General features: G+C 29.9%; 11 protein-coding genes and 1 rRNA gene. All 12 read right to left on the bottom strand.

Going from position 1 to position 12,174, the window contains the following annotated elements:
• Nucleotides 1-52 precede the first annotated feature (52 nt).
• Nucleotides 53-1,578 (bottom strand): 16S ribosomal RNA (locus ACLGL0_RS06910).
• 537 nt (nucleotides 1,579-2,115) lie between these two features.
• On the bottom strand, nucleotides 2,116-2,916 hold the full coding sequence (locus tag ACLGL0_RS06905; RefSeq protein WP_233056255.1) for an NAD(+)/NADH kinase: 801 nt from the start codon (nucleotides 2,914-2,916) through the stop codon (nucleotides 2,116-2,118).
• Nucleotides 2,917-2,999: 83 nt separating this feature from the next.
• Nucleotides 3,000-3,617, bottom strand: a complete 618-nt coding sequence (locus ACLGL0_RS06900) for a V-type ATP synthase subunit D (protein ID WP_411014138.1) — start codon at nucleotides 3,615-3,617, stop codon at nucleotides 3,000-3,002.
• A 1-nt stretch (nucleotide 3,618) separates the two neighbouring features.
• A complete protein-coding gene (locus tag ACLGL0_RS06895) occupies nucleotides 3,619-4,989 on the bottom strand; it encodes a V-type ATP synthase subunit B (RefSeq protein ID WP_411014137.1) in 1,371 nt (456 codons plus the stop codon).
• 8 nt (nucleotides 4,990-4,997) lie between these two features.
• Complete coding sequence (locus tag ACLGL0_RS06890; RefSeq protein ID WP_411014136.1) at nucleotides 4,998-6,773, bottom strand: V-type ATP synthase subunit A; 1,776 nt, start codon at nucleotides 6,771-6,773, stop codon at nucleotides 4,998-5,000.
• 27 nt (nucleotides 6,774-6,800) lie between these two features.
• Nucleotides 6,801-7,403 (bottom strand): V-type ATP synthase subunit E, encoded by a 603-nt coding sequence (locus ACLGL0_RS06885; RefSeq protein WP_411014135.1) that lies wholly within the window; start codon nucleotides 7,401-7,403, stop codon nucleotides 6,801-6,803.
• 11 nt (nucleotides 7,404-7,414) lie between these two features.
• A complete protein-coding gene (locus ACLGL0_RS06880; RefSeq protein ID WP_411014134.1) occupies nucleotides 7,415-7,723 on the bottom strand; it encodes a V-type ATP synthase subunit F in 309 nt (102 codons plus the stop codon).
• A gap of 9 nt (nucleotides 7,724-7,732) precedes the next feature.
• Complete coding sequence (locus ACLGL0_RS06875; RefSeq protein ID WP_411014133.1) at nucleotides 7,733-8,155, bottom strand: ATP synthase subunit C; 423 nt, start codon at nucleotides 8,153-8,155, stop codon at nucleotides 7,733-7,735.
• A 10-nt stretch (nucleotides 8,156-8,165) separates the two neighbouring features.
• Complete coding sequence (locus ACLGL0_RS06870) at nucleotides 8,166-10,148, bottom strand: V-type ATP synthase subunit I (RefSeq protein WP_411014132.1); 1,983 nt, start codon at nucleotides 10,146-10,148, stop codon at nucleotides 8,166-8,168.
• 20 nt (nucleotides 10,149-10,168) lie between these two features.
• On the bottom strand, nucleotides 10,169-11,209 hold the full coding sequence (locus ACLGL0_RS06865; protein ID WP_411014131.1) for a V-type ATPase subunit: 1,041 nt from the start codon (nucleotides 11,207-11,209) through the stop codon (nucleotides 10,169-10,171).
• Complete coding sequence (locus ACLGL0_RS06860; RefSeq protein WP_314558352.1) at nucleotides 11,199-11,525, bottom strand: hypothetical protein; 327 nt, start codon at nucleotides 11,523-11,525, stop codon at nucleotides 11,199-11,201. Before ACLGL0_RS06860 ends, ACLGL0_RS06865 begins: the two co-directional genes overlap by 11 nt.
• A gap of 235 nt (nucleotides 11,526-11,760) precedes the next feature.
• Nucleotides 11,761-12,018: a zinc-ribbon domain-containing protein gene (locus ACLGL0_RS06855; RefSeq protein WP_313962427.1), complete on the bottom strand. Its 258-nt coding sequence runs from the start codon at nucleotides 12,016-12,018 to the stop codon at nucleotides 11,761-11,763.
• Nucleotides 12,019-12,174: the final 156 nt, after the last annotated feature.

Below are 12,174 nucleotides of genomic sequence, written 5' to 3'. Positions count from 1 at the left end.
AGTGATAAAACTAAGAATTAAATTTTGAACTGTCGTTCTTAGTACTCCTTAGAAAGGAGGTGATCCAGCCGCACCTTCCGATACGGCTACCTTGTTACGACTTCACCCCAGTCATTAACCCTACCTTCGACGCCTTCCTCCTTGCGGTTAGATCGGCGGCTTCGGGTATTGCCAACTCCCATGGTGTGACGGGCGGTGTGTACAAGACCCGGGAACGCATTCACCGCGACATTCTGATTCACGATTACTAGCAACTCCGACTTCATGTAGGCGAGTTGCAGCCTACAATCCGAACTGAGATTGGCTTTTAGAGTTTTGCTTGACATCACTATCTCGCTTCTCGTTGTACCAACCATTGTAGCACGTGTGTAGCCCAAGACATAAAGGGCATGATGATTTGACGTCATCCCCACCTTCCTCCGATTTATCATCGGCAGTCTCTCCAGAGTCCCCACCTTTACGTGCTGGTAACTGAAGATAAGGGTTGCGCTCGTTGCGGGACTTAACCCAACATCTCACGACACGAGCTGACGACAACCATGCACCACCTGTATAGCTGTCCCGAGGGACTTATCAATTTCTCAATAACTCAACTATATGTCAAGCCTTGGTAAGGTTCTTCGCGTTGCTTCGAATTAAACCACATGCTCCGCTGCTTGTGCGGGTCCCCGTCAATTCCTTTGAGTTTCAGTGTTGCCACCGTACTCCCCAGGCGGAATGCTTAATGTGTTAACTTCGGCACCGAGATTTGACTCCCAACACCTAGCATTCATCGTTTACGGCGTGGACTACCAGGGTATCTAATCCTGTTTGCTCCCCACGCTTTCGTACCTGAGCGTCAGTAAAAGTCCAGAAAGTCGCCTTCGCCACCGGTATTCCTCCTAATATCTACGCATTTCACCGCTACACTAGGAATTCCACTTTCCTCTCCTTCACTCAAGCCTTCCAGTTTCAAGTGCTTAATGAGGTTAAGCCTCACGCTTTCACACCTGACTTAAAAGGCCGCCTACGTACCCTTTACGCCCAATAATTCCGGACAACGCTCGCCCCATACGTATTACCGCGGCTGCTGGCACGTATTTAGCCGGGGCTTCCTCCTATGATACCGTCATTATCTTCTCATAGGACAGAGCTTTACGATTCGAAAACCTTCTTCGCTCACGCGGCGTCGCTGCATCAGGGTTTCCCCCATTGTGCAATATTCCCCACTGCTGCCTCCCGTAGGAGTCTGGACCGTGTCTCAGTTCCAGTGTGGCCGTTCATCCTCTCAGACCGGCTACTGATCGTTGCCTTGGTAGGCCTTTACCCTTCCAACTAGCTAATCAGACGCGAGCCCATCTTACACCGATAAATCTTTGACCCCTATACCATGCAGTATTGTGGTCTCATGCGGTATTAATCGTCGTTTCCAACGGCTATCCCCCTGTGTAAGGTAGGTTGCTCACGTGTTACTCACCCGTTCGCCACTTTCATTTTACTTCCGTCCCCGAAGGTCCTTCCATAAAAATCACGTTCGACTTGCATGTGTTAAGCACGCCGCCAGCGTTCGTCCTGAGCCAGGATCAAACTCTCTATTAAAAGTTCGTCTGCTCTCGCTGACTTTTTGTTACACCAAATTATTGTTTTTCTTTGTACTCTCAAAGTTTTTATCACTGTTTACTTTTCTTGATTCATTGCCGCAATACTCTTGCGACTTTGATATTATAGCACCTATTTTTTAATTTGTCAACACTTTTTAAAATTTTTTTAAAACTTTATATGTGTTTCATAATTATTAAATAGTTTTTTTAATATCTTGCACTTTATGTGCTTTAATATTATATCAGTCATATTTATTCTCGTCAATACCGTTTTGACATATTTTTTTAATTTTTTAAGTTTATTATTTTAATTTTTTTATAAAAACAAAAAAGACAAGTGTTAAAGCTTGTCTTTTTTGTTTTATATCGGAACATTATATGAAAAAGCAACTAAATAAACTCATTGTCATTTGTTTTATAATACAATCTTTTATTTACGCTTTATATCTATTTACATTATATCATATTTAATTATAATTTCAACAATTTACTTATATTAATTTTCTATACATCTACATTCAATTATAAGATTTTCTTATAAGAACTTATCTTTCATATTTATCCAATACCAATTTTCATTGAATACTAACTTATATAGTTTAAATAGTGATTTTTTAAATTCAAAATATTCTACATCTGTATAGTCTTTTTCAATTCCATCTATAACAAAGCTTATTTTCTTATGTTGATTTTCTAATGGAACAATTTTTAATGTTGATGTATCAGGAATTACTAATGAATTTGAAATCGTTCTATAAACTTTTGAGAATATTGGTGCTAAAGGAGTTAATTGAAATCCTCTTAGTGTTGGGTACATTATACTTCCTCCAGCAGACATATTATAAGCTGTGCTTCCTGAAGGAGTTGATATAATTAATCCATCTCCTGCAAATGTCTCAAGATGATTTTCATCGATAAATATATCTAAATGTATAACTTCGGAATTATTAGACTTTATTACAAAATCATTTAAGCATTTATTAGTAAATACTATATCATTAGTTTTTAAATCACAATCTAGTAATCTAATCTTTTCTACAAAGTATTTTTGTTCTAAATAATCATCTATAAATTTCTCAATTTTATCAAAACTAATTTCTTGAAAAAAACCAAGTGTTCCTGTATTTATTCCTACAAAAGGAATTTTCGGAAAATTTGAATTATGTACTCCTCTTATAAATGCTCCATCTCCACCTATACAGATATTTAATTCAGCTTCTTCTCTATATTTTTGAGATACTTCAAACCCTTTTTTCTCAAATAATTCTTTGGTTTTTATAAAAGCCTTTAATGATTTAATATTATCATTAAAGAATATATTAATCAATCTTTTCATAATTTCACCTTTTATTTTAATCTATAAAAGTATTTTATCATATACAAAATATATTAGCAAGAAAAAAAGGAGCTATAGCTCCTTTAAACATTTTTCTTTTTCTTAATTTTCTTCAATCTATAAAAATCTTCTCTTTCTTTTTCTTCAAGAACCTCAGAAATATATTTTTCTGTTTCTTCTAAATTTGGAATTTGAATTTTATCTAGAGCATTAGCTCTTTTTTGGTTTTTCTTTATTTCTAATGATAGCTTATAAACAGTATTTTCTGTTTCAGCAAGTCTATATACAAGTCTTTTTATTTTTTGAAACATTTTTATAGCTTCATCAATAGCAGGGCTTGTCATATACATACCATAATGAGGTCTTAATGTGCCGTGTTCATACTTTACACTTGGTACATCAAGTCCCATTATAGACTTATATGAAATTTGAAAACTTTCTGATTTATCTATTGATAAAGAAATATCTTGAACATTCATAACTCCCATAGTTATATTTGCTTCTTTTAAAACTGAATATGCTTTCTCAAAAAGGATTCTTACATCTTCTTGTATTTCTTTAGCTTTTTCAATTTGTTGCATCATTTCTTTTATAAGAACAGTTCTTTTTTTATCAATTAGATTATATCCTACTTTCGATAATTTTAAATCATCTTTAATTTTTAATAGATTTGATTTTGTAGGAGCAATATTTTGAATCATATTACCACCTTCCATATTTTTCTATATATTTACTTTCCAATCTATCTAACTCTATTTTAGGGAAAAGCTTAAACAAATCCCAAGCAATATCTAGAGATTCCTCAATTGTTCTAGCCTCATCAAAGTTTTGATTTAAAAAGTTTTGTTCAAACTGTCTACCAAATTTCATATAAATTTTATCAATTTCTGTTAAATCATCTTCTCCTATTATTTGTGATAGAGATCTAACTTCTATAACTTTTGAGTAAAGAGCGAATAATTGAGATTGTACTTGATCGTGATCTTCTCTAGTATATCCGTCACCAATACCATCTTTCATAAGTCTTGATAAAGAAGGCAAAATATTTACTGGTGGATATATATTCTTTTGAAATAATTCCCTTGATAGAACAATTTGTCCTTCAGTAATAAAACCTGTTAGGTCAGGAATTGGATGAGTTATATCATCGTTTGGCATTGTTAAAATTGGAATTAATGTAATTGAACCTTTCTTTCCTTTAACCATTCCAGCTCTTTCATATAAAGTTGATAGGTCAGAATATAGATATCCTGGATATCCCTTTCTACTAGGAACTTCTTCTCTTGCAGAAGAAATTTCTCTTAATGCTTCAGCATAACTTGTAATATCAGTCATAACAACTAGTATATGCATCCCTTCTTCAAAAGCTAAATATTCTGCAGCCGTTAAAGCAGTTCTAGGTGTTGATATTCTTTCAACAATTGGAGCGTCAGCTAAATTAATATATGATACTACTCTTGATGATGCTCCAGATTCTTCAAAAGCACTTTTAAAGAATTCATAATCATCGTATTTAATCCCCATTCCAGCAAATACTATTGCAAATTTGTCATCAGAATTTTTCAATTTGGACTGTCTAACTATTTGAGCCGCTAATGCATTATGTGTCAAACCATTTGATGAAAAAATCGGAAGTTTTTGACCCCTTATTAAAGTCGTTAAAGTATCAATAGCTGAAATTCCTGTTTCTAAATAATCTCTTGGATATTCTCTGGCTACAGGATTCATAGGTCTACCATTTACATTATATTTTTTATCAGAAATTATGGCATCACCACTATCTATAGGTTCCCCAACTCCATTAAAAGTTCTTCCTAAAATATTTTTAGTTAGACAAATTTCAAGAGGAGATCCAGTAAAAGTTACAGCAGAGTTTTCAGTAGAAATTCCAGTTGTCCCCTCAAATACTTGAGCTATAACTTTGTCTCCTTGAATTCTTACAACCTTTGCTCTTCTTCTTTCATTACCGTCAATTACAATTTCCATCATTTCATCATAACTTACATTTTCTACACCTTTAAGTACAATCAAAGGTCCATCTATTTTTTCAAGTTTTAAATATTGTTTTTGCATCTTATCACCTACTCTCCCTGATTTTCACTAATCAAAGTAGTATAATAACTATCTATTTTCGAATTCAATTCTTCAAATGCTTCATCATAATTTTCATTTGGAATATTATATTTCATCTTAATAACTTCTTCAAATAAATCATCATTCTTTATTTCAGTTAGAGAAACTTGTTCCTTAACAGCTAAAGTACAATTTATATATAGCTTATCTATTACTTTTAACATCTCAAATTGTTTTTTTAAAGGAACATAGCAATCTGTTTCATGCATTGCATTTTGTTGTAAAAATCCCTTCTTTAAAACTTTTGCAATTTCTATAACAATTCTTTGATCATTTGGTAAAACATCTTCACCAACTAATTGAACAATTTGGTTCAATTTATTATCCTCTGAAAGAAGTTCCATCATCTTTGCTCTTAATTTCAATAGTTCTGGTGATACATTTTCATCATAATATTCTTTGATTAATGAAGTATATCCACTATAACTTGTAAGATAGTTTACTGCAGGATAATGTCTTATATAAGCTAAATTCTTATCCAAACCTATAAAAGCTGAAACAAATCTCTTTGTATTTTCAGTAACCGGTTCAGAAAAATCTCCACCAGGAGGTGAAACTGCTCCGATTACAGTAATAGAACCTTCTTCTTTTGAAAGAGTCTTTACATAACCCGCTCTTTCATAAAATTGAGCAATTCTAGAAGGAAGATAAGCAGGATACCCTTCTTCCGCTGGCATTTCTTCAAGTCTTCCTGATATTTCTCTAAGAGCTTCTGCCCATCTTGAGGTAGAATCTGCCATAATAGCAACATGGTAACCCATATCTCGATAATACTCAGCAATAGTTATTCCAGTATAAATTGATGCTTCACGAGCAGCAACTGGCATATTAGAAGTATTTGCTATTAAAATTGTTCTTTCCATAAGTGGCTTTGAAGTTCTTGGATCTATTAATTTTGGAAATTCCTCAAGAACATCTGTCATTTCATTCCCACGTTCTCCACAGCCGATATAAACTATAATATCTGCATCTGACCATTTTGCAAGTTGATGTTGAGTCATAGTTTTTCCTGTACCAAATCCTCCTGGAAGTGCTGATGTTCCACCTTTTGCTATTGGAAAGAAAACATCAAGTACTCTTTGTCCTGTAATTAAAGGTTTTGAAATTGGCATCCTTAAATTTGTAGGGCGCGGAATTCTAACTGGCCATTTATGATACATTTTTAAATTGTGAATTTTTCCATTTTCGTCTTTTATTATTACTAAATTTGTTTCTAAATTATATTTTCCTGAAGGTAAAACTTCAATTACTTCACCATTAACAGTTGGTGGAACTAAAATTTTATGTTTAATAAAACTTGTTTCTTGAGTTGTTGCAAAAATTTCTCCAGCTGACAATTTATCACCAACTTTTACAAGTATTTCAACATCCCATTCTTTTTCTTTATCAATTGAAACAAGCCCAATTCCTTCTGCAATAAATTCTCCAGTCATTGAATAAATTTGTTCAAGAGGTCTTTGAATACCATCAAATATATTTCCAATAATTCCTGGACCCAATGTTACTGAAAGAGGAACATTCGTACTTTCAATTGTTTCTCCTACTTTTAAACCCTGTGTTTCTTCATAAACTTGTATAGTAGCTATATCTTCGTCAATAGATATGATTTCCCCAATTAGTTTTTTAACTCCAACTAGAACCATATCCCTAACTTTGTAAATTCCCATACTGTCTGCTTTAACAACAGGACCATTTATATCAATTATTTTAGGTATATTACTCATTACCTTTCTCCTCATTACAATTATTTATTAATTGTCCATTCCCAATTCTCTTTTTAATTGAGCTAAAATCTTTTGGTATTTTGTTGTTAATAGAAAATCTAAAGAATAATTTAATCTATATGTTCTTTCTTTGTTTTCAACTTCAAAACCACCAACTTTTATAGTAAGATTTTTTTCAATAGTTATTTCACCTAATATTTCTTTTATTATATTTCTATCTCTTTCAAAACTTTTTTCAAAAACATAAACTATATCATTAGAAGATATTTCTGATTTAACATTATTTAAAGCTTTTTTCAAATATAACTCACCTTTTTCAGTCATATAAGAATTAGTTAATTCTTCTTTTAGGGATTTAAAAAATTCATCATAAATCTCTTTATTTGTATTTAAAATAATATCTTGTCCTTCTTTTAAAGTTTTTGAACGAAATTTATCTGTCTTATTTTCAAGTTTAGCTCTATAATCTCTTTTTAATTTTTCAATTTCATCAAATTTCTTTGCTTTATACTCAGCAATTAGCTTTTCAGTTTCTAAAGAAATTTTCTTTAATTCTTCATCATATTTATCATCAATCTCTTCATTTAAGATTCTTTTAAATGATTCTATCTTATCTTCAATTGTTATCACAAGATTTCTCCTTATATATTTATTCCTATTGACTCGTTTATATAGTTAGTAATGAAATTTGGATCTCTTTTTAAACCTGTTCTATCTGGAATTTCAACTATTAGTGGAAAAATATTCTTTAACTTTGCTAACATTACTTCCTCCTCTATAAGCTTAAAAATATTTTCAGTTAAAATTAAAATTCCTATTTCCTTATTATTTAGGCAAGAATTAAATTCCTCCAAAGCCTCTTCTCTGGTTTTTAAAACAATTCCAGTTATCCCAGCTAATCTCATTCCTACAAGTGTATCTGTATTATCAGATATAAGATAACTTATCATAAAAATCTCCTAAACTCTTTGTAAAATCATAATTGAAATTATAAGTCCATAAATTGCAATACCTTCAGCAAGTCCAAGAATAATTAAAGTTTTACCTAAAATTGAAGAATCTTCTGATACTGCTCCAATCGCTGCAGATCCCGCTTGACCAACACCAATTCCTGTACCAATTGCTGCAAGACCTGTTGATAATGCAGCAGCTAAATATCCCATACCACTTGCTGAGTTTGCAGTGTTTTGAGTAGTTTCTGCAGCCAATGCAACATCAGGGATTAGTCCCATTAAAAATAAAGCTAAAATTGAAAAGACATTAATTGCTATAGCTTTTTTCAATCCTGATTTTGTAGTTTTCTTTCCTTTTTTTAAATATGATAAACCTGTTAAAATTGTTGTTCCAATTCCTAATGTAATTAATACTAAAGTAATTTTCATAATTTTCCTCCTAATATTCTTCTTTTAAGTCTACTTTTAATGGCTCATAATTTATTCCTTCCCCATTAAAATACTTACTAAATAATTCATAATACTCTAATCTTATTGCTTGAATGAAAACTATAAGTCCTTCAAGACAAACAATAAATATGTTTCCTAAAACAATCATAAATATATTTCCAACACTTGAACCAAGCATTTGCCCCAAAGCATGAAACGCCATAAAAAGTCCCACGTGATTTATAGCAAAAGCTCCTACTCTTATAAAAGAAAGAGTATTTGAAAAAAAGCCCATAACAGTTTCAAACATTTCAAATCCACTCTCAACAGGAGAAAATTCTTCATTTTCTTTTGTTTTGCTAATCATAGGTACAAGTTTTGGTTTCATAAACATCAATGTTGAAGTTACAACCAAAAATACAACACTTACTATTGTAATCATTGAAGATACATTTACACTTACATATTTTTTAAATAAAACAGTATTTAATACAATTACTATAAATGAGATATAAAATAAAAATCCGGATAATCCGTTTTTATCAAAAAATAATTTTCCAAATTCTTTTCTCATCTTCAAATTTCTAAAGTTAATAAAATATGCTATTATTATCATTAAAATGCCAAGACCAATTGTTGCGACTAATATTGTATTTATATCATTCATAGGTCTAATGATTAATGCTGGAATTAACTCTTCAATTCCAAAAACACTTCCATACACAAAACCGAAAAACATTGATGAAAATCCAATTCTTTGGATAATTTTAGCTATCACGCCAAGTTTTTTCGACAATAACATTCCTGCAATAACAAAAATTAAACCTTGTCCAACATCTCCAAACATCATTCCAAATAATAATAGATATGTTATTGCAAAGAACGGTGTCGGATCAGTTTCCTTATAATCTGGAATTGAATACATTTTAACTAATGCTTCAAAAGGCTTCAAAATAAAGTTATTCTTTAATTTTGTAGGAATCTTAAATTTTGAAGGAATTTCTGTGTCATCTTCAAAATATATTACAGCACTGTCTGATACTTTTTCGACAGAGTTTTTTATACTTTCAACTTTCGACTCAGGAACAAAAGCACTTAACAATATAAAGTTTTTACTTTCAGCAATATGTTCTTCAAGCTCTTCAATTTTTTCGATAATCTTATATCTATAATAGAATCCTAAAATATCTTGCCAATATTTATTTTTAAATTCAGCTTTCTGTTTTAGAATTTCTTCTTGCTCTCTTTCTAGACTTTCTAATTCTTCACTTTTACTCTTTATAAAATCTTTAAAAGAAATATCCAAATTAGGAAGTCCAATTCTATCGAATGACAAAGAACGAATAAAATATTTTGTATCTCTTTCGTAAATGGAAGGTGTAAAAATTATAACTGTTTCTCCATAACTGCTAGTGCCTAAATGCACAACAATCCCTTTAATATTTTCGTAATTTGCCTTTAACTTTATCCATGAATTTTTTGAAATTTGTCCCATATCAAAATTAATATGTTTCAATTTATAAAATTCTGATATTTTCATATCATTATCAGAAAAATACTCCATAGCATTTAATAAAATCTTAATCTCTGCTCTCTTTTTTCTATTTTCATCTTCTTTTGACTTAATAGTAGAAGATTTTTCTGATATATCATCTAATAATTTTAATTTTTCACTATAATTTAAATTTTGTAACTCATTTAATGTTATATCTTCTTCTTTGGTATCAAAAAAGTCAAACATTTGATCTAGAAGTTCTTTATACTTTCTCTTTTTAAATACTTTTTCACGATGATAAGGTCTTATTTTATCTACTTCAACCCCCATATCATTAAAAATTCCGATTTGAGAATCCATATACTTCATTGTGAAATTTTCAGAATTTCCAGAATTTGTTATATGAATAGACCCATTCAAAACAATTTCTCTCAAGATACTGTGAGCATCACGTTTTAAAGCAACAAGATTCATCATCTTCATTTTTTCAACAGCCAATTTAGCACCCCCTAACTAAATCAATGAATATCAATCAAATATTCTTTTACTTCACTTTTACTTAGTTTATACTTATTCGCTTCTGCTATTCTAATTAAATTTTCATTTTGAATATTTAACTGAATAATAAACTTAAGCAAAGTTGAAATTGAATTATCATAGTCTTTAAGTTTCTTTAAATGGCTAAGATAAACATATTCTTTAATATTTCTATTTGAAATAATAGTATTTCCATTCGCATCTTCAAGAGTATATCTTAATTTTGTTTTCTTTATCTTCTCAACAATGGCCTCCACGCTATCACTATAAATCAAATCCTTTAAAAATTCACCTTTAATATATTTCCCAAACCTCAAACTATAACTGTAAATTTCTTCATTCGGTAAATCATAATATTTTTTAGCTCTGATTATCCATTGAAGATTAATTGTATCAATAAGTGTTGAAAAATAATCATTAAAAATAACTTGACTCGATTTTGATAATTTATCAATTGCATTTTTCATTGTTAAAAAATACAAACTATCCAATTTCATTTCAACATGAAAATGTAGTCTAAAAATATCATCATCTGTTAGAGAAGCAATAGCTTTTTTATAAATCGTACCTTTCAATACTTCCAAAGCCTGATTAAAATTTTCACAATTTACAAGTTTAGAATAATCAATATGTTTATTTTTCTTATACATTATTGTATCTCTTTCCAAGTCAATCTTTTCGTTTTCAACAATACTTCTAAGAATTATTTTTATATCTTTAAATTCATATTTCATAAGCATAGCTTCTATAATCTTTTTATCCTCTCCAAAAAGGAAAAATTTTAATCTTCCTAGCAGCTCTGCTTCAATTTTATTTAGCATGAACTCTGTATCATATCTATTTCTCATAGATCTTTCTTCATACAATGGTATTTCATTTCTATATAATATATTATTTTTTAAATAATCAACAATTTCATGTCTTTGTTCAAAAGATAAAATTTTGTCATAATCAGATTGATTTAATATTCCTTTTCTTAAAACTCCAATTTTAGCATTAATTGAATTAAAGTTATTCCCCATAAAACTCACCACTTTCCAAAAGGGAACTAGCAATATTTTTAACCAAGCTTTCCTTTTTATCTTCAAAAACATTTTTTATCTCTAAAGATTTTTTATTATATTCATCAAGTTTATTCTTATCTTCGTGCTCAATTTTAGAAAGATGTAGCTTAAGATTTTCTTGTTCTTCTTCTAAAACTTTATTGTACTCTTCATCAATAGCTTTAAGTTTTTCTTTTCTATCAAGAAGTAACTTCTGTTTTTCAGCTTCTAATTGTTTTTGATAATCTTCTGCATTCCTATCAATATCGAATATTTTTTCTATAAAACTTTCCATACATGCCTCCTTTCTAAATTTTTCCAAAACAAAAGTGCATTCGTAAAAATGCACTTCCAAATTTGCGATAATAAAAAATAAACTTGTTTACGGAATGATGAACTCAACTGTAAACAAGTTTGAAAATTTATTTTTATTAAAATATAAAGTTTTAAGCTAATTCACAATAAGCTTATTTAAAATAAGTTTATCTTCATCATAAGTAAACTATATGATATTTTTAATATTACAATAACTATTTATCAAACAATTCCACCATTGGCATTATTCTATCAGAGTTTTTATCATCTACTTTAATTCCCCAGCCACAAACTGGACATGATAAAAACTTCTTTGATGAAAATGGAAAAATTGGAATAAAAAATAATGTAAACCATTTTTTATCATTGTAAAGTGTCCATATTGAAGTATTATCACAATGATCACAATGACAAGCTTCTTTTGTTTGACCAATTTTTTTACTTCTTACTTTTGATCCATAAAAAATTATCATTTTACCTCCTAAATACCATAATTTATATAGCATTATATAATCTTTAAAATTTTAAAAATATTCTTCAAGAATTATTTTCATTATCCTTAAAACCATATTTATTATACACCTATACTTTTATAAAATCAAGCATTTAAATCACAAAATATAAAAGTT

It is taken from the genome of Parvimonas pharyngis (assembly GCF_046569675.1).
Lineage (GTDB): Bacteria > Bacillota > Clostridia > Tissierellales > Peptoniphilaceae > Parvimonas.
Note: the sequence above shows the minus strand (reverse complement) of the source record. Positions and strands in the feature narration are given on the sequence as shown.